Genomic DNA, 20495 nt, shown 5'->3' on the forward strand with positions numbered 1-20495 from the left:
TTACAGCTTCACCTTGCCCAACAGTGCCTGTTCTCTGGCATCCACATCGGCTTCGATTTCAGCCATTCTCTTTTTCAGATCTTCCACGAACAGAGCATCCTTGATGCTGCCCAGGTTGATCTTTACGTTCAGGAAGGCTCCCCGTACGGCAGCCCGTGCATTCATGGCCGCCACTGCCCCATCGGTGATGGCGTTCTGGTTGCCTTTGGTGATCACGGTTTCCGCCAGAGCAAACAGCTCGTTGGCTTTCTGGCCCACCTTGAAGGGCACCAGGGCTGCGCCCTTGGTGGCTTCCTGGATGGCCGCGCTCCGGGCTTTCTTGGCTTCGTCCGTATCCTTCGGCAGCTTGAAGGCTGCCATGATTTTATTGAAAGCGTTGCTGTCCTCATCAATGAGGGCCAGGAAATCATCTTTCAGGGCCGTGGCTTTGGCCGCCACATCCTTCATGTCCCCTTCCACAGCCGCATACTTTTCCTTGCCCAGGGTCAGGTTGGCCACCATGGCGATCAGGGCGGCGGAAGAAGAAGCGTTCAGGGCTGCAATGCTGCCCCCTCCGGGAGCCGGAGAAGACGAGGCCGTTTCATTGATGAATCCTTCCACTGTCAGTTTGCGTAATTCCATTGGATCCTTTCCTCCCTGCTCAGAACAGGCCGTAAATCTTGCCGTTGTTGTCGATGTCCATCTTCAGGGCCGCCGGTTTCTTGGGCAGGCCGGGCATTACCATGATGTTGCTGGTCTGGCAGACAATGAACCCTGCCCCGTTGGATACCCGCACATCCTGGACATTGATCTTGAACCCTTTGGGAGCGCCCAGGAGAGCCGGATTGTCACTGAGGGAATACTGGGTCTTGGCCACGCACACCGGCAGTTTGTCCAGTCCCCAGTCTTCCAGCTGTTTGATCTGTTTCTTGGCATTGGGGGTAAAGGTTACTCCGTCGCCGCCATAGATCTTGGTCACAATGGCCTTCAGCTTGTTGGGGATGGTATCGTTCACATCGTACAGTTCCACTTTTTCCGGAGCCTGTTCTTCCAGCATGGCCACCAGTTTGTTGGCCATGTCGATGCCGCCTTCGCCGCCTTTTTCCCAGCATTCGTTCAGGCTGACTTCCACTCCGTAGCTGGCGCATTTCTGGAGCAGCATGTCGATTTCCGCCGGAGTATCCGTGGCGAACTTGTTGATGGCCACCAGGACCGGCAGCCCGAAGTTCCGCATGTTTTCCACCTGTTTGGCCAGGTTGGAGAACCCGTCGCTGACAGCCTGGACATTTTCCTGGCTCAGATCAGCCTTAGCGACGCCCCCGTGCATCTTCAGGGCACGGATGGTGGCAACCAGCACCACTGCATCCGGATAGATGTTGCCGTAATGGCATTTGATGTCCATGAATTTTTCAGCACCCAGGTCGGCACCGAAGCCGGCTTCCGTAATGGCAATGTCGCCCAGTTTCAGGGCCATCTTGGTGGCCAGGAGGGAGTTGCACCCGTGGGCGATGTTGGCAAAAGGCCCGCCGTGGATAATGGCCGGAGTGTGTTCCAGGGTCTGGACCAGGTTCGGTTTGATGGCATCCTTCATGAGCATGGCCATGGCCCCTTCGCAGCCCAGCTGGTGCACATGGACCGGATTCCCGTCCAGGTCGCAGCCGATGACGATCCGGCCGAACCGGGCTTTCAGGTCTTCCAGGTCCTTGGCCAGGCACAGGATGGCCATGATTTCAGAAGCCACCGTAATGGTGAAAGCGTCCTGACGGGGGAATCCGCAGACTTTGCCCCCCAGGCCCACCACCACGTTCCGCAGGGCACGGTCGTTCATGTCCATGACCCGGCGCCAGGTGATCTGACGGGCATCCAGCCGCAGTTCGTTGCCGTGATGGATGTGGTTGTCGATCATGGCGGACAGCAGGTTGTTGGCTGCAGTAATGGCATGCATGTCTCCGGTGAAATGGAGGTTGATGTCATCCATGGGAACCACCTGGGCATAACCGCCGCCGGCAGCCCCGCCCTTGATCCCGAACACAGGTCCCAGGGACGGTTCACGAAGGGCCACCACAGCCTTTTTGCCCACCCGGTTCAGAGCCTGGGCCAGGCCGATGCTGGTGGTGGATTTCCCTTCCCCGGCAGGGGTAGGGGTAATGGCGGTGACCAGCACCAGTTTCCCGTTGGGTTTGTTTTCCAGACGTTTCAGCACATCCAGAGAAATCTTCGCTTTATAGTGACCGTACTGTTCCAGTTCTTCCGGCAGGATCCCCACTTTGTCAGCGATTTTGCTGATGGGTTCCATCACATTCTTTTGTGCAATCTCGATATCGCTCAGCATCGAATTTCCTCCTTGTGGACCGACTTGTTACTCTTCCAGTTCCAGCAGCCGTTTTTCCAGGATTTCGTCCAGGTTGAAGTTTTCAATCTGCAGATAATATTCTGCAGCCATCAGCAGTGCCTTCATGGGAACGGTCCCGATGACTTCGCTGCCCACCACATTGACGCCGTACCGGCGGGCTTCCATCTTGATCATTTCAAAAGCCTGGTACACAGCGGATTTTTCGTAGTTCACCAAGTTCATGGAAACCTGTACCTGGTTCCGTTCTTCCAGTTTCACGCCCATGGCCTTTACATAGTGGAGACCGCCGCCGATGTTCCGGACTTTCCGGGCAATGGCATCGGCTACCGCTTTGTCGCTGCAGTCCAGGTTCACGTTGAAGGCCACCAGAGGCACCCGGGCGCCTACAGCGGAACAGCCGGATTTTTCGTTCATGACGGCAGGGCCGTAATCCGGTTTCCATTCCGGATCCTTGATCTTTTCAAAGAAGCCTTCGTACTGGCCTTTCCGTACTGCAGCCAGGTTCCGGCGGGCTTCCTTGGTGCAGGCATCTTCATACAGATACACAGGGATGCCCATTTCCCCATAAGCCTTGCCCACAGCATTGGCAATGGCCACGCATTCGTCCATGGTCACGCCCATCACCGGAGTGAAGGGAACCACGTCCACGGCACCGAACCGGGGATGAGCCCCATGGTGGGTCCGCATATCGATCAGCTGGATGGCAACTTTGGCCATGTTGATGGCTGCTTCCGTAACCGCTTCAGGAGAACCGATGATGGTGACGACAGAACGGTTGTGGTCAGCATCGCTGGAGTAATCCAGGATCTTCAGCCCTTTGATCTTCCGGGCTTCGTCAACGATCTTTTCAACCTTTTCCTTATCCCGGCCTTCACTGAAATTCGGAACAAATTCAACCAATTTTTTCGCCATAATGGCACCTCCATCAGACAGTTATAGTTTGGTAACAGCTGAAAGGCATCTTTATGCCCCTGTTTGCTATTATAGTATGAATTCTTCGCCTAAAAAACGTCTGAAATCAATTTTTTCCGATATTTTTATTTTTTGACACTTTCTGGACGTTCTTTCCCTAGGATGAAACTGGAAAAGACTCTTGCAATGAGGTGATACTATGGACATCCTGAAACTGTCCCGGGCCCAGGCGGTGACCACCCGCTGGTCCGGAGGCACTACCACGGAATTTTACATCGATCCCCCTGGCAGCGCCTATGCCCGACGGGATTTCGCCGTCCGGATCAGTTCCGCCACGGTGGATCTGGAAGCCTCGGATTTTACCCTGCTCCCTGATTACGACCGGATCATCCTGCCCCTGAAGGGTGGTTTTACCCTCACCTTCCCGGAAGACGGGAACCGGCAGGTGACCCTGGGGCCCCTGGAACAGGCTTCTTTTGACGGAGCCTGGCATACCCACTCCATGGGGAAAGCGGTGGATTTCAACGTGATGACCCGGAAAGGCCTGACGGCCCACTGCGAAAAGATCACTGGGAACAAGCCTCTCCAGCCCGCTCCCCGGCGTTTCGTCTACGTTCCCTTCTGGACGGAAGCCCAGCTGAAAGGCGCCACTCTGGACGGGAAGCCCCTGGAACCAGACACTCTCTATGTTCTTCCCCCGGAAGGGACCGGTGAGCTGGTCCTGCCGGAAGGGGTGGCCGTGTTGTATATTGTGGTGAAGTAAAAAGAGGTGCTGCCTGTGCAAAAACGCATACAGGCAGCACCTCCTTTTTGTCAGCAGTCAACAGCCGTTTGATAAAATCTGCAGGCAAATTTTTCGAATGGGTAAAGCGGTACCGTAGGGGCCGCACGCCGGGCGGCCCGCACAGGCATTAGCCGTTTATGCATCCTGCCCTGGTCCTTATTCAAAGGTTTCGTGACAGTACATGGCATCGAACTGGGCCCTGATTTTTTCCGGCATCCATTCACTGGAAAACATGGGATGGCTGACGGCCAGCTGACGGACTTCCTGCTTTACCTGTTCCAGCACCTCTTCATTGTCTTTGTTCTTCAACACCTTTCCCAGCAGCCGGCCGATTTCATACATCTCCTCTTCCTTTGCACCCCTGGTAGTCATGGTGGGAGAACCGATGCGCAGCCCACTGCCAAGACTGGGAGGCAGCGTATCATAGGGGATCATGTTCTTGTTGGTGATGATTCCCACGCTGGCCAGCAGTGTCTCCGCCAGCTGTCCATTGGCAATGACCGGCGTCACATCCAGCATGACCATGTGGGTATCCGTCCCACCGGTAATCAGCCGCATCCCTTCATCCGCACAGCCTTTGGCCAGTGCCTTGGCATTTTTCACCACCTGATGGGCATAGGTCCGGAATTCCGGCTGCATCAGTTCCAAAAACAGCACGCCTCTGGCGGCCAGCATATCCCCTTTGGGCCCGCCCTGGATACGGGGAAAGACCCCTCTGTCGATTTTCTTCCCCAGAGCCTCTTTGCACAGGATCACTCCACAGCCCCGGGGCCCCCGGAGCGTTTTCTGGGTAGAGAATGTCACCACATCCGCATAGGATACGGGACTGGGAATGGCACCGCCTGCAATGAGACCGATATCGTGAGCACAGTCAACCCAGAAATAGGCCCCCACTTCGTCACAGATGGACCGGAATCCTGCATAGTCGATCATACGGGGATAAGAAGAAGCCCCGGTAACAATCAGTTTGGGATGATGTTCCAAAGCCATCTGGCGAACCTGATCCATATCGATCCGTTCTGTTTCCCGGTTGACGCCATAGTGAAGGGCATTGAACTCCCGCCCACTGTAATGGAATTTGGCTCCATGGCTTAAATGGCCTCCATTATCCAGAGTCAATCCCAAAAAAGTATCTCCTCTTTCCAGAAGACCGGTCAGTACGGCGCAATTGGCAATCGTCGCATTGCCAGACTGGATATTGGCATGTTCTGCCCCAAAGACTTTTTTGACTCTTTCCAAGGCCAGCAGTTCCGCCTGATCCGCCAGTTCACAGCCTCCCACGAACCGTTTTCCCGGATACCCTTCCATATTTTTGTTGGTGAATACGGATCCTTCCATGCAGGTGGACAACGGAGATGCCACATTCTCAGAGGCGATCAGGCCAATGGTTTCGAACTGCCTTTTTTCTTCTCTATGCAGCAGACTGGCCATTTCAGGATCGAAAATATCCAGCAGTTTTACAGCATCTTGTTTTACAGATTTCATTTCAGGACTCCTTTCCAGCATGAGAGGTTGAGAACACAAGAAAAAAGAAGAACAATACAGCTGAAATCCAACAGCTGCCTGTTCTTCCCCAAGACAGTACTGAGAGGTCATCCCAGTCCCATTAAAAAAGAATCTGCAGAAGAGTGCTTATTTCGCCTGTGGGTACACCAGCAGAAAATGATTCTGGGCATCCTTGAAGGCGGTAATAACGGCTTTTTGTGACAGTGCCAGGAACCGTTTCTTCAAGATCAACGTAACGGCTTCCCCATCTGTCAGCAGATTGCGCCCTATCAGGATGTCTTTCAGGAACTCTACCGTATCCTGCATCACCATATTGGCACTGGCATTGAGGATCATCCCGGTGTGTCCATCGATGATCAGGCTCAGGCTGAACGTACCATACATGGCACTGTATTCCCGGTCCGGTAATCGGAGGAATTGTTTTTGCACTTCTCCAGTTTTCCCTTTTTGAACTCAACCTGCTGAATCTGACTCTGGACACCAGTCTTCAAAGTGTTTTCATGAATCTCTTTTTTACCAGTGTGGGGTTTTCCGCCAGCATTTCCATGGTTAAAAAAGGAGGTAAGACACTGATTATCTTTATGGCGGTTGTAGCTGTTCTGATAGTTCTTCAGAATACGGCCGGTGCCCTGCTGTGTCACTTCTTCGGTCTTCCGCCTCTGCTGGGATTGGCATTGGGTTCTCTGCCCCTGACAGGAGGCCATGGAACTTCTGCTGCTTTCGCTCCTCTGCTGGAAGACATGGGCATCAGCAATGCTTTAACAGTTGCCATTGCTGCAGCCACCTATGGCCTGATTGCAGGAAATCTCATTGGCAATCCGGTTGCCAGAAAACGCATTGTTTCTCTTCACCTGACAACCAGTTCTTCAGGTTTCAAGAACGAAGAAGCCAAAGCAGAGCTGGAGAAAAACACGCATTTTCGACAAACGCTGGATCCGGAACGAGGGACCTGGGCCCTTGCTCTTTTATTCCTGGCCTCTGGAGCAGGCACCTTTATCACGTACTTTTTTAACCAGATCCACCTGACCATGGTCTCTTATGTAGGCTCTATGATTATCGGGATCCTGATCCGCAATATCAGTGACAGCCAGGGGCAGAATATTCCCGTCCCGGGAATCAGCACCATAGGTTCCATCTGTCTGAATTTCTTCCTGGCCCTGGCCATGATGGGGCTGAAACTCCAACAGCTGGCAGGGCTGGCTCTGCCCATGCTGGTGATTCTCCTGATCCAGACAGGCATTTGTGCCGCATTCTGTTATTTTATCACCTTTTCCTGCTGCGGACGGGATTATGATGCAGCTGTCCTGTCCTCCGGCCACTGCGGATTTGGTATGGGGGCCACCCCCAATGCCATGGCCAATATGGATTCCCTGACAAAGGTCTATGGCCCCTCAGAAAAGGCTTATCTGATCATTCCCATCTGCGGAGGATTCTTTACGGATATCGTAAACTCGCTGATCATCACCCTGTTCATGAATCTGCTGTAAGACAGATGTCCTCTCTTTTCGCCTTTGTATCCGTCAAACTTGCGGGCCGCCCGGCGTGCGGCCCCTACGGGTTCAGGATTACAACATTCCAATAATTTCCATTTTATTTCTTTAATTCAATTTCAATTCAATTCAACTCATTTTTTGAGTTGATATCATTGATTCAATTCATTTATTGAGTTAAAATGAATTGAATCCCTTTTGATATTTGTTTAATGAGTTGAATTAAGTTGAATTCTTTTATTGAAACAGGCAGGTGTTACGATGCAGACAGACAATTTACCAAAAAAAGAATCACTGTCTATTGAATTTAAGAGCGACCGGGGGAATAGCGGAAAAGGGTATCCTGTCAATGATTTGATCGATGAAATCGTTGGAATGACCAATACGGAAGGCGGCACTCTTTATCTGGGTATAGAGGATGATGGCCGTATCACCGGAATCATATCTGCTCATCAGGATCCGATCAGATTGGCAGCTTTAATTGCCAACAAGACCCGCCCCTCTCTTTCTGTCCGTACCGAAGTGATTTATGCACAAAATTTACCCATTATGGCAATCCATATTCCCAAAAGCTATTCTATTGTTGCTTCTGCTTCTGGTAAAATTTTAAAAAGAAGATTGAAAATCGATGGAACCCCGGAAGTCATTCCCATGTATCCTTATGAGATCTATACTCGGCTCTCTGATTTGCGGAAGCTTGACTTTTCAGCACAGCCCATTAAGGACGGATCCCTGGAAGACTTGGATCCAAATCAACTTATCAGGTTACGGGAAACCATCCAGAACCAGAATGGGGAGCAGTCTTTACTCACCTTAACTGATGAAGAACTGGCACAGGCCTTGCAGTTTACAGCACGCGTAGGAGAAAAGGTCTATCCAACATTAACTGGTCTGCTCTTGATCGGTAAAGAAAACAGTTTACGAAAACTTGTTCCAACGGCAAAAGCGGATTTTCAAGTACTCCAAGGAACCAACGTCGTTATCAACGAATCTTACTGTAAACCAATTATCGAATTGGTTGAATTATTCTCCGAATATATGAAGCCCTGGAATCCGGAAAAGGAATTTGACTATGGCCTTTTTAGAATACCCATTCCAGAATTTTCTAAGCCAGCTTTTCGTGAAGGTTTAATCAACGCATTCGCGCATCGGGATTATTCTGTACTGGGATCAGTCCATGTGCAACTGACAGATGAAGGATTAACTATAAGCAGTCCGGGAGGATTCATTGATGGTATTTCTTTGGATAATTTATTGACGGCTGAACCTTATGGGCGGAACCCCACCTTATCAGATGCCTTAAAAAGAATTGGTCTGGCTGAAAGGACGGGACGCGGTATAGATCGTATTTTTGAAGGTTCCATTACTTTTGGCCGACCTTGGCCAGATTATTCTGCATCCACTACAAAAAATGTGGTTCTCTTCATTCCACGTGCCAAAGCCGATCTGCCTTTTATCCGAATGGTCATGGATGAGCAAAAAAGTATCGGACATCCTCTTTCCATCAATACGTTACTGGTACTTTCAGCTCTTTACAGTGAACGGAAAATGAGCAGCAAAGATCTATCTGAAAAGACCCATATCCAACTTTCCAGACTTAAACCAATGATGGAAATGTTGATTGAACGCGGTTTGGTGGAAGAAATAGGCAGAGGACATAACCGCATGTTTATGTTGGGATGCAGCCCTTACACAAAGACAGGCAAAGCAAAAGAATATACCAGACAGCGCGGCATTGATTCAGTCCGCTTCCCAGAAATGGTTCTGACCCTTGCAAAACGTCAGAATGGCAGCATCACAAAAAACGATGTAGTAGAGTTGCTGCATATTACGAAAACTCAAGCTTATACCATTCTACAAACATTATGTAAAGAAAAGAAATTGAAGATTATTGGAAAAGGGAGATATTCGTATTATAAAATCGTACAGTAGGGGAAAACACAAAAGTTCAGAACCGCTCTACAGCTTTTTTCCAATAGAATCAATGTGCCTATTCAAAAAATCTGCCTGCAGATTTTATCATCCGGCCGTTGACCGTTAACCGTTTGCCGCTGACAAAAAAAGCCTGCTGCCCGTGTGGAAGACATCCACGGACAGCAAGCTTTTTTTATTCTCCTATTTTCTCCACCACCCACATAAGTCCTGCCACAATTATCAGGAACAGGACCAGGGCCCGGCCCCGGTCTTTGATGTCGAAACGGGTCTTGGGACGGCGGAGGAATGCTTGGAACCCTCTCCATTTCTGCCGGAGGGTGGGCTTGGGTGCCTTATTCATAGCGCAAGGCGTCGATGGGATCCAGGAGGGCTGCCTTCTTGGCCGGATAGAGGCCGAAGAACAGGCCGATGCCCACGGAGAACACCACAGAGATAATGGTGGCTGCAATGGAAATCACAATGGGCCAGCCAATGATCTTGGCAGCAATCACCGAAATCACCGTCCCCAGGATCATGCCAGTGGTGCCCCCGGTGACCCCGATCACCATGGATTCCACCAGGAACTGGAGCAGGATGTCGTGATAGGTGGCCCCCAGGGCTTTTCGGATGCCGATTTCCCGGGTCCGTTCCGTAACGGACACCAGCATGATGTTCATGATACCGATGCCCCCCACCAGGAGGCTGATTCCGGCCACAATGGCCAGCAGCAGGGTAATGGACCCGGTGGTCTCCTGGGCGGTCTTGATGATTTCCGTCAGATCCCGGACGGAAAAATCGTCATCCATTCCCGTCTTGATCTTGTGCCGGGTCCGGAGGAGCGTCACCACATCGGACTGGACCTGGGACACTGTGTTTTCATTTTCACACTGGATGGTGATGTTCCGGATATAGGTGAGCCCCATGAGCCGCTGCATGGCTGTGGTCAGGGGAACGAACACAATGTCATCCTGGTCCTGTCCCATAGCCGACTGTCCCTTGGAAGCCAGCACCCCGATCACCGTAAAGGGAGCCTTGTTGATCCGCATGATCTGCCCCACAGCATTCCCGTCCGGGAACAGGGTATCCGCCACGGTCTTCCCGATGACGCACACCCGTTCCCGTCCGTTCATATCCCGCTGGCTGTACATCCGGCCCTGATCGATGGAATAGTTCCGGATGGACAGGATGTTGGGTGTGACACCCTGGACCTGGGAGGTCCAGTTCTGGTTCCCGGCCACCAGCTGATAGCTGGCCTGCACCCCCGGGGCCACATACTTGATGCCATCCACGTTCTTTTCGATGGCCTTGGCATCTTCGTAGGTCAGTTTGGCCCCGCTGCCGCTGGCGATCCGCTGGCCATTGGCCGTCCGGCCGCCGCTCATAACGATCAGCAGGTTGCTGCCCATGCTGGTGATGTTTTCCTTGACCTTCTGCTGCATCCCCAGTCCCAGGGATACCATGGCGATGACGGCGCCCACCCCGATGATGATCCCCAGCATAGTCAGGAAGGTCCGGATCTTGTTGGCCAGCATCCCTTCAAAGGCCATTTTCACACATTCTCTAAACAACCACCTGACCTCCTCCCTCTTTCTCTTCCGTCAGCCGGCCGTCCCGCATCACCAGGATCCGCTGGGTCATGGCCGCCAGTTCCGGTTCGTGAGTAACCATGATCACTGTTTTCCCCTCCTGGTTCAGCTTCTCGAAGATGTCGATGATCTCCAGGGTGGATTTGGTGTCCAGGTTCCCGGTGGGTTCGTCGGCCATGATGATGGCCGGATTGTTGATGAGGGCCCGGGCAATGGCCACCCGCTGCCGCTGGCCCCCGGACATTTCGTTGGGTTTGTGATACATCCGGGACCCCAGCCCCACATTGTTCAAGGCCTGTTCCGCCCTTTTGGTCCGCTCTTCCAGGTTCACCCCGGCGTAAATCAGGGGCAGGGCCACATTTTCCACCGCCGTCAGCCGGTTCAGCAGGTTGAAGCTCTGGAACACGAATCCAATCCGCCGGTTCCGGGTCCGGGCCAGTTCATCGTCAGTGTAGTTGGCAATGTTCTTTCCCTCCAGATAATATTCCCCGGAAGTGGGCCGGTCCAGACAGCCCAGGATGTTCATCATGGTGGATTTTCCGCTGCCGGAAGGCCCCACAATGGAAGTGAATTTGCCCTGTTCGAAATCCACTGTTACATGGTTCAGGGCATAGACGATGGTATCCCCCATCTGATAGCTTTTTACAATGTCTTTCAGTTCAATGACGTTCATGGCTGTCCTCCCGTCTCTTAGATCGGAGGCCCCATCCGTCTGTTGTTGGTGCCGCCGGTGGCCTTGGTGGTCTTCACCACCAGTTCATCCCCAGGCTGGAGATCCCCCTGGACCGCCACCCGGTCTTCCCCGGTAAGCAGCACCTGCACCGGCACCTTCCGGCTGGTGTTGGTGGCCTTGTCATAGACCAGCACATACTTTTCCCCATTCTCCGTATGGAGGCACTTGTTGGAAACAGTCAGGGCATCCTGGATTTCATCCACGATCACATTGGCCCGGGCGGTCATGGTGGGCAGCAGCTTCCCTTCCGAATTTTCCACATCCACATAGCAGGTGTAGTAGTTTACGTTGTTGGTGGTGGTGGCGCTGCGGCCGATCAGGCTGATGGTTCCCTTGAAGGTTTCATTGGGATAGGCGTCCACGGTGAACTCCACTGTCTGCCCCTGTTTGATCTGGCCGATATCCGATTCATCCACCATCAGGTAGATCTGCATTTTGTCCAGGTTGGCCACACTCATCAGTACCTGAGGCGTGGAAATACCGGAGGATACGGTCTGCCCCACAGGAGTGGGTTTACCGATCACATACCCGTCAATGGGAGTGCTGATCACCGTATCATTCACATTGGACGTAGCCTGTTCATATTCTGCTTTGGCCACCCGATAATTGGCTTCTGCCGTATCGAATACGCTTTGGGCAATGGCCCCCTGTTCCAGCAGTGCCTGGTCCCGTTCGTAGGTGGCCTGTTTGTCCGCCAGAGCAGCCCGCTTCATTTCCTGGGTGGCCTTTAAAGAGGTGTCATCCAGTTTCACCAGAGCCTGGCCCGCGGTCACATGCTGGTTTTCCGTTACATAGACCTGGACGATACGGCCGGTGATCTTGGAGTTGATATCCACGTTGTCCAGAGCTTTCAGGGCCCCGGTGGCGGAAATGGTCTTCCGCAGATCCCCCCGCTGCACGGCATCGGTCCGGGTGGCCGCCACGGCCTCCTGGGTCTTTTTGACCTGGTAGTACTTGTAGCCGCCGGCCCCGCCGGCAATCAGGACTGCCAGGACTATCAGCAGCACTTTATGCTTCTGCACGATGTTCACGCTGTTTTCCCTCCATCATCCTCCTGCTCCTGCAGGAAAAAAAGCACGGATGTACAGAGAATGGCTCTCCATACATCCGTTCCCTCATTCTCTTATGGATACTGCTATTGTATAAAAGATTTATGAATCTCCCATGAACAGTCTGTAAACAACTCAGAAATTCTTACTGTCTATGCATGGTCGTTTCGGTCATTTCCGGACCTGGCCATTGCCGTTGACCAGATATTTGGTGGTGGTCAGTTCCGGCAGGCCCATGGGCCCTCTGGCATGGAGCTTCTGGGTGCTGATGCCGATTTCCGCCCCGAAGCCGAATTCGAACCCGTCAGTGAACCGGGTGGAGGCGTTCACATACACCGCTGCCGCATCCACCAGCTGCTGGAACTTCCGGGCATTTTCGTAGTTGTCCGTGACAATGGCTTCCGAATGGCCGGTGCCGTACCGGCGGATGTGGGCCACGGCCTCTTCCAGGCTGTCCACCACCTTCACGGAAAGCCGCAGGTCACCGTATTCCGTGGCCCAGTCCTCGTCCGTGGCAGGCTGCACGTCTCCGCTGTAGCCCTGGGTCCGGGCATCCCCCAGGATGGTCACATGGGCCTTTTTGTAAGCCTCCAGCATGGCCGGCAGGAAAGCGTCCGCAATGTCCTTGTGGACCAGCAGTGTTTCCATGGCATTACAGGTGGAAGGCCGGTTCACTTTGGCGTTCATGGCGATTTCCACCGCCATGGGCACATTGGCATAGGCATCCACATAGGTGTGGCACACCCCGGCACCTGTTTCGATCACCGGTACAGAGGCATTGTGGACCACGTTTTTGATCAGTCCGGCCCCGCCCCGGGGAATCACCACATCCACCAGACCTTCCAGATGGATCAGTTCATCCACCGCAGCCCGGTCCGGCACATTGACGAACTGAACCGATCCCTGGGGCAGTCCCGCCTTTTCCCCGTAGGCAATCAGCACATCGCTGACGGCCTTGTTGGAATGGAGGGCTTCCCTGCCCCCCTTCAGGATCACAGCATTGCCGCTTTTCACGCACAGGGCAATGGCGTCGGCGGTCACATTGGGCCGGGCTTCATAGATGATCCCGATCACCCCCAGAGGCACGGAAATCTTGGTGATGGTCAGTCCGTTGGCCAGATTGGCCCCGCTGAGGATCCGCCCCACCGGATCCGGCAGCCCGGCCACCTGCCGGATGCCTTTGGCCATCTGGGCCAGCCGGTCATGGGTCAACAGCAGCCGGTCCAGGAGAGAGTCCCGGAGCCCGGATTTCCGGCCTTCTTCCATATCCACGGCATTGGCTTCCAGGATGGCCTTTTCTTCCGCCAAGAGCCCGTCCGCCATACTTTCCAGGATCGCATTCTTTACCCGGGTATTCAGGATGCCCAGTTCCAGAGAAGCCTTTTTGGCGGCTTCTCCCTGAGTCCGCACCATTCCCACTTCATACATGGTTTCCGCCCCCTCTTACAATACCACCAGGTTGTCCCGGTGGATGACTTCATCATAATGTTTGTAGCCGATCTTTTCTTCGATCTGGCTGGTCTTGCAGCCTTTGATCAGATTCAGGTCTTCCGCGTTGTAGTTGGTCATGCCCCGGGCCAGTTCATGGCCTTCCTGATCCCGGACACTCACCGTGTCCCCGCTGTCGAAGCTGCCTTCCACAGCGGTAATGCCCACCGGCAGGATGCTGCAGCTCCCCTTTTGACGCAGGGCTTTGGCCAGCCCCTCATCCACAATGATCTTTCCGCTGATCTTGGACCCGAAAGCCAGCCACTGGTTCCGGAACCGGAGATGGTTTTCCCGAGGGACGAACAGAGTCCCCACTGGTTCTCCTCTCATGATCCGACGAAGGATTTCCAGATCCTCTCCGTTGGCAATGATCAGGGCAATGCCGGCGCTCATGGCATTCTTGGCCGCCTGGAGCTTGGTGAGCATGCCGCCGGTGGCATTCTTGGATCCGGCTCCTCCGGCAGTGGCTTCGATTTCCGGCGTCACTTCCTCCACCACAGAAACCAGTTTGGCCTCAGGATGGGTCTTGGGATTGGCGGTATAGAGTCCGTCAATGTCCGACAGCAGGATGTCCAGATCCGCATCCGCCAGGCTGGCCACCAGGGCGGACAGGTTGTCGTTGTCCCCGATCTTGAATTCATCGATGGCCACCACGTCGTTTTCGTTGATGATGGGGATCACCCCCCAGGAAATCATCTCCTGGAGCGCATTCCGGGCATTGGCATAGCTGTGCCGGTTCACCATGTCCGACTTGGTCAGCAGTACCTGAGCCACCACCTGGCCGTATTCCCCGAAAAGCCGTTCGTAAATATGCATCAGTATGCCCTGGCCCACAGCGGCACAGGCCTGTTTCCCGGGAATGGTGGAAGGCTTGGCGTCCAGGCCCATCCGGCCCACCCCGGCTGCTCCGGCCCCGGAAGACACCAGGATCATTTCTTTCCCCTGGTTCTGGAGGTCCGTCATGATCCGGGCCAGTTTCTCGATTTTTTCATAGTTGATCTTGCCGTTGGGATAAGTAATGGTACTGGTCCCGACTTTCACCACCACACGTTTGACTTCTGCCATCTTGGCGCGATCCATGGAATCAACCCCTTTGTGCATACAGACAGAACCTGCTTTTCAGGCCCCGCTTCCCCTTACTGCTCTTCATAATCGAAGACCATGTCTCCGATTTTCACCGACTGGCCTTCCTGGATGCCCTTTTCCTTCAGGGCCTTTTCAATCCCCAGTCTCCGCCAGATCAGCTGGAACCGGTACACCGCTTCCTCGTTGTCGAAATTGGTCATGGCCACCAGCCGTTCGATGTTCTTCCCTTTCACTTCGAAATCCGCATCTTCCGTATCCCGCAGGATGGTAAAGGAATCCGGATCCGCTTCTTCCACTTTGCCGATGTCGATGACTTCCTCTTCCGCCGGAGCCTTCTGGAGCATCTCATAGGCCTTCCACATGATTTCCCGGAGCCCCTGACCGGTGGCGGCAGAGGCTTTCATAATGGGATACCCCTGGGCCGTCACATAGGCTTCCAGCTTTTTGAAGTTCTCTTCCGCATCGGGCAGGTCCATTTTGTTGGCCACCACCAGCATGGGCCGTTTGGCCAGCTTTTCGCTGTAGAGGACCAGCTCTTCATTGATCTTCTTGAAATCCTCCACCGGATCCCGGCCTTCGCAGCCGCTTACATCCACCACATGGAGGATCACCCGGGTCCGTTCGATATGCCGGAGGAAGTCATGGCCAAGGCCCACACCCTGGGACGCCCCTTCAATGAGCCCCGGCAAGTCCGCCAGTACGAAGCTGGTTTCCGCATCCAGCCGGACCACTCCCAGCACGGGAGTCAGGGTGGTGAAGTGATAGGCCGCCACTTCCGGACGGGCAGCGGATACCCGGGCCACAATGGAGGATTTCCCCACGCTGGGATACCCGACCATCCCCACATCCGCCAGCATCTTCAGTTCCAGCCGGAGCCAGCCCTTGGTCCCCGGTTCGCCTTTTTCCGCAAAAGTGACCCCCTGCTTGGTGCTGGTCACATAGCAGGCATTCCCTTTGCCGCCCCGGCCGCCCCGGGCAGCCACAAACTGGTCTCCCGGATGGGCCAGATCCGCCAGGGCCACCCCGGTGGCATCGTCATAGACCACGGTCCCCAGAGGCACTTTCACTTCCACATTGGGTGCCTTGGCCCCGGTGCAGTTCTTAGCCGCCCCGTTGCCGCCCCGCTGGGCCACAAACTTCCGCTTGTAGCGGAAATCCACCAGGGTATTCAGATCCTTGTCCGCCACCAGCACCACGGAACCGCCCCGGCCTCCGTTGCCTCCGTCCGGGCCCCCGCAGGCCACATATTTCTCTCTCCGGAAACTGGAAGCACCGTCGCCACCGGATCCGGCTTCCACATAAATTCTTGCTTTATCCGTAAACAGCATGTTACACCTTTGCCTTTCTTTCTGTAAAAACAGTAATTGATTAATATCTTATTATATAATATCAGGGCGGAAATGCCTAGAGGGTCCCGGCTTTCCTCCCGGATATCTCCGATTTTCTTCCGTTTTTTCAAAAACACCTTGACAGATTTTCCCCTTTCCCGTATAATAATGACTGTTCGGTAATGACTCCGTAGCTCAGCTGGATAGAGCGTTTGGCTACGAACCAAAAGGTCGAGTGTTCGAATCACTCCGGGGCCACCAATTGAATGTACAGGAAGCTGTTGCAAATGCAACAGCTTCTTTTTTTGTGCCGTACCATTTTATACAAAAACTGTAACTTTTTCAGCCGCTTTCTGATTTTTCTTGCATATTTTTAGAAAAATGCTATGATAAAGCCAAGAAAGGAAATCCAACCAAAGACAGGGAAGGTTGGAAGTTCCGAAAGACAGGAGGGGTTTCCAATGGGCCTAGATAAAAAGATCGCGAAAGCAATCGTTGCCGGATTGGTTGTTGCTTCCTCTTTTGGTACGGTTGTTCCCGCAATGGCTGCACCAACCGTAAAAGATACCATTGCCAGCAAACAGGCTGCGATTGATGCTGCAGCGAAGGTCGTACCGCCTGAAGCGGTGCTGACAAGTGCGAAGACGGATGATGCAAAGTTTGATCTGGAGTATCTGGTTCCCGATACTCTGCAGCGGTACGAAATCGTTGTGGACCGGGCCACCAGCAAGGTACAGAGTGCCGTCATCAAGACGAGCAACTATCCTGGATCCGTTACGGTGAACAAAACGGAAGCTGATGTGAAAGGAACCATATTGGCAGACTATCCGGATGCCAAGAATATTGTGGTCACGAAATATACAGACGATAAAAGCGGTACACCGTTTGTGATTTACAAAGCCACTTTCGAAACTGCAACCCTTACCGGGACTGCTCTTTTGAACCCGGCAACTGCGTTGATCGGTTATCAGGAATTGAAATTCAAGTAAGCCAATTGGCTTTTGGGGTGAGTCCAAAATACAATTGAGTGAGAAAGACCTGGAAACTTTGACAACTGAATACAGAGAATGATCCCAGGAGCGGTAAGCTGGCTCCTGGGATCGTTGTTTTATGACCTCGTAATTTTTCAATTCTTTTCTGCTATTTTATCCATGGCTTCCATATCCACAGTTCCACTGTAGCCTGTAATAAAATCATTTTTACTACGACAGATTTTTTGAACTTCCAAGGGCATTTCAAAATACTTGTTTTCTTTTATATCAAGGAGATAGGGTCTGTAGTAAAAGAAATTCAATCGATATATAAAGGACTTGACCCATAACCGAGGATCAAAAAAAGGAACCTCTCCACTTTCATGGATAAATTCAAAAAGCATAAGATTGCCCATATTTCCATTGATCTTCATTCTTCCATAAGAGGGCCTTATCACTCCGGTTCTTTTACCTGTAATCAACTCTACAGAAGCTGTCGTTTTCCCATCATCCGTAATGATGCTGTCCCCCTGAATTCCCCATCCCAGAATTTTTTCTTCAGGACGAATCCTCTTTGAAAGGATTCGCTCCCCAGAAAATTCCTGCTGAAAAACACCTGTATCATTATTTATTGAAAGGAGTGGCTGTAAATCCGAGACTTTTTCCACGCCCACTTTTTCTGCAGCCTGCTCAATCCGATACAGAACCCTTCCTGCCTCAACCCAGTAATAGTGTGGTGAAATCCACAACCGTGGATATGCATCGCGTTGGATATCCTTAGGAACTGATTTCGCAAGTACAATTTTTTGATTTTTTTCTGGATCAATAATCCGCAGCACCAGATCATGTTCAGTTTCTTCCGTTATATACACAAGTAACAGCTTATTTCCATTTCCCTTGCAGTCGACTGCATTTTTCCAAATCCTGTCATTTTTTGTCAATTTTCGAAACGGAAAGAACACATACCTGTAATAGTCCGCAGGATATATTAAAGAAAATCCATCGTTTGTTCTTGCAATCAAATAGGCATCATCCGCCCAAACGGGCCCTGATTTGGGAAGCAAAGTAAATGGATTCCACAACACTATAACAATCACAATCACTACAACACCTATTATTTTTTTCATCATCCGTTATATACCTTATATACAAGTCCCGACGAATAGCCGAACACTTTTAATAATTGATTCACATAAGCCGGATAAAATTCATTAGCCAATGCATTTAAAAGAAAATTGTCTTTTCCGCTTGGTCCATAAAGTGCGCTAACTGTTGTAGTTGTACAGTTATTTGACTAAAGATTATAATCTTCGAAACTCCCATTACGATACGAATCACCAGAGTATATTAAATTATTTTTGTTATCTATTCCTATAATAATTCCCCCTTCCATTTCGAACTTTCTATATCCACCTTCTTGTATATTGACATTATTATACCAATAGGCAACATCATTTGCGTCAAGATTTAAAAAATAGACAGTTTTATTATCTTTACCCAGATAATAATTATAATCAAAAGTATAAGTTCCTGGTCCTATTGGTGAAGGCAAATCTACAAAACTAATTCGTCCACCATCTCCCCCATATCTTCCAAAATTTCCTTCCTCATATGTTCCGTCTTCGAATCCTATGATAAGGGATACATGTCCTATCTTTCCATGTTCTACCCCAATTGCAACTGATGTCATTTTCTTTCCTGGATGTCCATCACCAAAGGCATTCCACTTCGTCCCCCCAAGGCTCACATTGCTCCCGATGCTGCTTTCTCCAGTCACTGCCCCCACGGCACTTCCTACCGCGGCGCTGATGGCCTGGACCAGGTCCGGATGCTTTTCCACCCAGGCTTTCCCTTTGGCGGCCAGAATACGTCCGTTTACGTATTCTCCCACACCCCCGGCCAATGTTCCGGTTGCGATTTTTCCGCCTGCCAGGGAACTGAGCAGCCCTCCGAAAATACTGTGGGCCAGTATCTTTTCCTCACTGCCTTCCTGCCAGCCTCTCCGTGCGGCCAGTTCATGGATGGCCCGGTTCCCCACTTTGCTCAGTTCGTTCACCAGTTCCTGTTTTTCCTGGACTTTATCCTTGTCAAAGATGGTCGCCAATTTATAAAGACAATTACAAGTTTCATCTTTCAAACTTTACCATGATAAATTCATGCTATGTTACTCATTTATAAGCAAAATAACAAGTATAATTAAGCATAATGATGTTGTTAAGAAATCTTTGATTTTTTTCTTTCGTATTTCTGTTCCTTTTTCAGTATGAACAAAAATCCACTTTAAATACCCTACTAAAAACATGCCCATCGCTCCATATTTCCAAGCAATATAATAATACCTATATTTTCTAACCAGCAGATAAAATTGATCTGGCGCTTCAAATAAAAGAACTACAATCAAATTTATCGATAAAAAGGCTAGCGATCCGATTTTCCATAATATCGGCTCCTCTTTTTTCCACGTTACATAAAAAACTCCATATAAAAAGACACCCAAGAAAAAAAGTGCAATAATATCCATAATATCCATAATTTCACATCCTATTCCATCAAATCTATCAGAATAATCCCTATTGTACTTGGGATCGCCAAATATTTGCCAACTCCTCCCTCTGCTGCACTCTTATCAATTTTATAAGTTACTACAGCGTTCATTGAGTTTCCGCCGGTCTTCCTGTCCGGTCCGGGTAGTGGCAGAAAAAGCCACACCCTGTCCATCCGCTTTCTCTGTTCCTGCCTGGCCTGCTGCAGCTGTTCCCTTAGTGTAAAATAGTTCTCGGTGAAATGAATAATCCCTTATAAACTTGCAAAAAGGAAGACCTTCATCCTATAAGTATTAGTTACCACACCACTACAGATAGGAGCGAAGGTCTTCCCTGGATTTCATTGTATCAGAATTCATCAACTTAATAAAGGGGTGTTCCAACAGATTGGCACTGGAAAAAGAGGTTTGGCGGCGGGGAATCGAGCTCCAGTGCCAGACTTTCGCCCGGGCCCTGGAAGCTTCCTGGTCCGTAGCCGCTGCCTTTGACCGACAGGGCAAGGCAATAGGCTGTGAGCCTCCCGCCAGGGACGAACGGGTCTGCCCTCCCGGCGGAGAGCCCTCGCGGGTGTATGGGTATAGAAGTTTTTGCCCTCTGGGCGGCCGGGACGGGTTTGCCTTCGGCGAACCCCTACATCGTTGGGGTCATAGACTCGTACATCTGGCGAGCCGCCGGTTGTGCGGCCTCTCTACGGGCCCATGCTCTGCACTTTTCACTCTTCACTCTGCACTCTTCACTTTCGGACATGAATGAATAACTATACTGTGATGAAG

General features: G+C 51.6%; 19 protein-coding genes and 1 tRNA gene. 5 read left to right on the forward strand and 15 right to left on the reverse strand.

Going from position 1 to position 20495, the window contains the following annotated elements; all coding sequences use genetic code 11:
- The 3 genes from ACTQY5_RS03045 to ftcD are packed head-to-tail and all read right to left on the reverse strand — an operon-like array spanning position 1 to position 3244.
- On the reverse strand, positions 1-621 hold the full coding sequence (locus tag ACTQY5_RS03045) for a cyclodeaminase/cyclohydrolase family protein (protein WP_022486779.1): 621 nt from the start codon (positions 619-621) through the stop codon (positions 1-3).
- 19 nt (positions 622-640) lie between these two features.
- On the reverse strand, positions 641-2311 hold the full coding sequence (locus ACTQY5_RS03050) for a formate--tetrahydrofolate ligase (RefSeq protein ID WP_441368797.1): 1671 nt from the start codon (positions 2309-2311) through the stop codon (positions 641-643).
- A 27-nt stretch (positions 2312-2338) separates the two neighbouring features.
- Positions 2339-3244: a glutamate formimidoyltransferase gene (ftcD, locus tag ACTQY5_RS03055; RefSeq protein ID WP_022486777.1), complete on the reverse strand. Its 906-nt coding sequence runs from the start codon at positions 3242-3244 to the stop codon at positions 2339-2341.
- A gap of 199 nt (positions 3245-3443) precedes the next feature.
- On the opposite strand from ftcD, the gene ACTQY5_RS03060 reads away from it, so the two are divergent.
- A complete protein-coding gene (locus ACTQY5_RS03060; RefSeq protein WP_288310776.1) occupies positions 3444-4007 on the forward strand; it encodes a HutD/Ves family protein in 564 nt (187 codons plus the stop codon).
- A 177-nt stretch (positions 4008-4184) separates the two neighbouring features.
- On the opposite strand, the gene glyA is transcribed toward ACTQY5_RS03060, so the two are convergent.
- Complete coding sequence (gene glyA / locus ACTQY5_RS03065) at positions 4185-5513, reverse strand: serine hydroxymethyltransferase (RefSeq protein WP_441368798.1); 1329 nt, start codon at positions 5511-5513, stop codon at positions 4185-4187.
- Positions 5514-5660: 147 nt separating this feature from the next.
- Positions 5661-5918: a DUF3870 domain-containing protein gene (locus tag ACTQY5_RS03070; RefSeq protein WP_308664049.1), complete on the reverse strand. Its 258-nt coding sequence runs from the start codon at positions 5916-5918 to the stop codon at positions 5661-5663.
- A gap of 32 nt (positions 5919-5950) precedes the next feature.
- Between ACTQY5_RS03070 and ACTQY5_RS03075 the strand changes: the two genes are divergently transcribed.
- Positions 5951-7021: a sodium/glutamate symporter gene (locus ACTQY5_RS03075; RefSeq protein ID WP_441368841.1), complete on the forward strand. Its 1071-nt coding sequence runs from the start codon at positions 5951-5953 to the stop codon at positions 7019-7021.
- A gap of 264 nt (positions 7022-7285) precedes the next feature.
- Positions 7286-8956, forward strand: coding sequence for an RNA-binding domain-containing protein (locus tag ACTQY5_RS03080; RefSeq protein ID WP_022486771.1), 1671 nt, complete (start codon positions 7286-7288; stop codon positions 8954-8956).
- A 175-nt stretch (positions 8957-9131) separates the two neighbouring features.
- Here the strand turns inward: ACTQY5_RS03080 and ACTQY5_RS03085 are convergent, their stop codons facing one another.
- The 7 genes from ACTQY5_RS03085 to obgE form a co-directional block, all read right to left on the reverse strand.
- Positions 9132-9299, reverse strand: coding sequence for a hypothetical protein (locus tag ACTQY5_RS03085; protein ID WP_288174262.1), 168 nt, complete (start codon positions 9297-9299; stop codon positions 9132-9134).
- Complete coding sequence (locus tag ACTQY5_RS03090) at positions 9292-10506, reverse strand: ABC transporter permease (protein ID WP_022486770.1); 1215 nt, start codon at positions 10504-10506, stop codon at positions 9292-9294. Before ACTQY5_RS03090 ends, ACTQY5_RS03085 begins: the two co-directional genes overlap by 8 nt.
- Entirely contained in the window at positions 10499-11197 is a 699-nt protein-coding gene (locus ACTQY5_RS03095) for an ABC transporter ATP-binding protein (protein WP_441368799.1), read from the reverse strand. Before ACTQY5_RS03095 ends, ACTQY5_RS03090 begins: the two co-directional genes overlap by 8 nt.
- Positions 11198-11214: 17 nt before the next feature.
- The gene (locus tag ACTQY5_RS03100; protein ID WP_302573729.1) at positions 11215-12288 is read right to left on the reverse strand and encodes an efflux RND transporter periplasmic adaptor subunit; all 1074 of its coding nucleotides are present in this window, start codon (positions 12286-12288) and stop codon (positions 11215-11217) included.
- 189 nt (positions 12289-12477) lie between these two features.
- The gene (locus ACTQY5_RS03105; RefSeq protein WP_154487601.1) at positions 12478-13734 is read right to left on the reverse strand and encodes a glutamate-5-semialdehyde dehydrogenase; all 1257 of its coding nucleotides are present in this window, start codon (positions 13732-13734) and stop codon (positions 12478-12480) included.
- 15 nt (positions 13735-13749) lie between these two features.
- Positions 13750-14874 (reverse strand): glutamate 5-kinase, encoded by a 1125-nt coding sequence (gene proB / locus ACTQY5_RS03110; RefSeq protein ID WP_154487599.1) that lies wholly within the window; start codon positions 14872-14874, stop codon positions 13750-13752.
- Positions 14875-14930: 56 nt separating this feature from the next.
- Positions 14931-16208, reverse strand: coding sequence for a GTPase ObgE (obgE, locus tag ACTQY5_RS03115; protein ID WP_022486765.1), 1278 nt, complete (start codon positions 16206-16208; stop codon positions 14931-14933).
- Positions 16209-16392: 184 nt separating this feature from the next.
- Here obgE and ACTQY5_RS03120 point away from each other — a divergent pair.
- Positions 16393-16469, forward strand: a tRNA-Arg gene (locus ACTQY5_RS03120).
- A gap of 200 nt (positions 16470-16669) precedes the next feature.
- Entirely contained in the window at positions 16670-17197 is a 528-nt protein-coding gene (locus tag ACTQY5_RS03125; RefSeq protein ID WP_154487597.1) for a hypothetical protein, read from the forward strand.
- A 137-nt stretch (positions 17198-17334) separates the two neighbouring features.
- Here the strand turns inward: ACTQY5_RS03125 and ACTQY5_RS03130 are convergent, their stop codons facing one another.
- The 3 genes from ACTQY5_RS03130 to ACTQY5_RS03140 form a co-directional block, all read right to left on the reverse strand.
- Positions 17335-18309, reverse strand: a complete 975-nt coding sequence (locus ACTQY5_RS03130; RefSeq protein WP_441368800.1) for a hypothetical protein — start codon at positions 18307-18309, stop codon at positions 17335-17337.
- A 164-nt stretch (positions 18310-18473) separates the two neighbouring features.
- Positions 18474-19316 carry a hypothetical protein gene (locus ACTQY5_RS03135; protein ID WP_441368801.1) on the reverse strand — a complete coding sequence of 281 codons (843 nt, stop codon included), beginning with the start codon at positions 19314-19316 and terminating at the stop codon, positions 18474-18476.
- 27 nt (positions 19317-19343) lie between these two features.
- Complete coding sequence (locus tag ACTQY5_RS03140) at positions 19344-19709, reverse strand: hypothetical protein (RefSeq protein ID WP_308664043.1); 366 nt, start codon at positions 19707-19709, stop codon at positions 19344-19346.
- Positions 19710-20495 lie beyond the last annotated feature (786 nt).

Origin of the sequence: Acidaminococcus sp. HCP3S3_H5 (assembly GCF_052122235.1) — a bacterium.
Lineage (GTDB): Bacteria > Bacillota > Negativicutes > Acidaminococcales > Acidaminococcaceae > Acidaminococcus.

Coding starts and splice junctions, on each gene's coding strand:
- ACTQY5_RS03045 (WP_022486779.1), bottom strand. CDS start 621: ATGGAATTACGCAAACTGACAGTGGAAGGATTCATCAATGAAACGGCC.
- ACTQY5_RS03050 (WP_441368797.1), bottom strand. CDS start 2,311: ATGCTGAGCGATATCGAGATTGCACAAAAGAATGTGATGGAACCCATC.
- ftcD (WP_022486777.1), bottom strand. CDS start 3,244: ATGGCGAAAAAATTGGTTGAATTTGTTCCGAATTTCAGTGAAGGCCGG.
- ACTQY5_RS03060 (WP_288310776.1), top strand. CDS start 3,444: ATGGACATCCTGAAACTGTCCCGGGCCCAGGCGGTGACCACCCGCTGG.
- glyA (WP_441368798.1), bottom strand. CDS start 5,513: ATGAAATCTGTAAAACAAGATGCTGTAAAACTGCTGGATATTTTCGAT.
- ACTQY5_RS03070 (WP_308664049.1), bottom strand. CDS start 5,918: ATGTATGGTACGTTCAGCCTGAGCCTGATCATCGATGGACACACCGGG.
- ACTQY5_RS03080 (WP_022486771.1), top strand. CDS start 7,286: ATGCAGACAGACAATTTACCAAAAAAAGAATCACTGTCTATTGAATTT.
- ACTQY5_RS03085 (WP_288174262.1), bottom strand. CDS start 9,299: ATGAATAAGGCACCCAAGCCCACCCTCCGGCAGAAATGGAGAGGGTTC.
- ACTQY5_RS03095 (WP_441368799.1), bottom strand. CDS start 11,197: ATGAACGTCATTGAACTGAAAGACATTGTAAAAAGCTATCAGATGGGG.
- ACTQY5_RS03105 (WP_154487601.1), bottom strand. CDS start 13,734: ATGTATGAAGTGGGAATGGTGCGGACTCAGGGAGAAGCCGCCAAAAAG.
- proB (WP_154487599.1), bottom strand. CDS start 14,874: ATGGATCGCGCCAAGATGGCAGAAGTCAAACGTGTGGTGGTGAAAGTC.
- obgE (WP_022486765.1), bottom strand. CDS start 16,208: ATGCTGTTTACGGATAAAGCAAGAATTTATGTGGAAGCCGGATCCGGT.
- ACTQY5_RS03125 (WP_154487597.1), top strand. CDS start 16,670: ATGGGCCTAGATAAAAAGATCGCGAAAGCAATCGTTGCCGGATTGGTT.
- ACTQY5_RS03130 (WP_441368800.1), bottom strand. CDS start 18,309: ATGATGAAAAAAATAATAGGTGTTGTAGTGATTGTGATTGTTATAGTG.
- ACTQY5_RS03140 (WP_308664043.1), bottom strand. CDS start 19,709: ATGGATATTATGGATATTATTGCACTTTTTTTCTTGGGTGTCTTTTTA.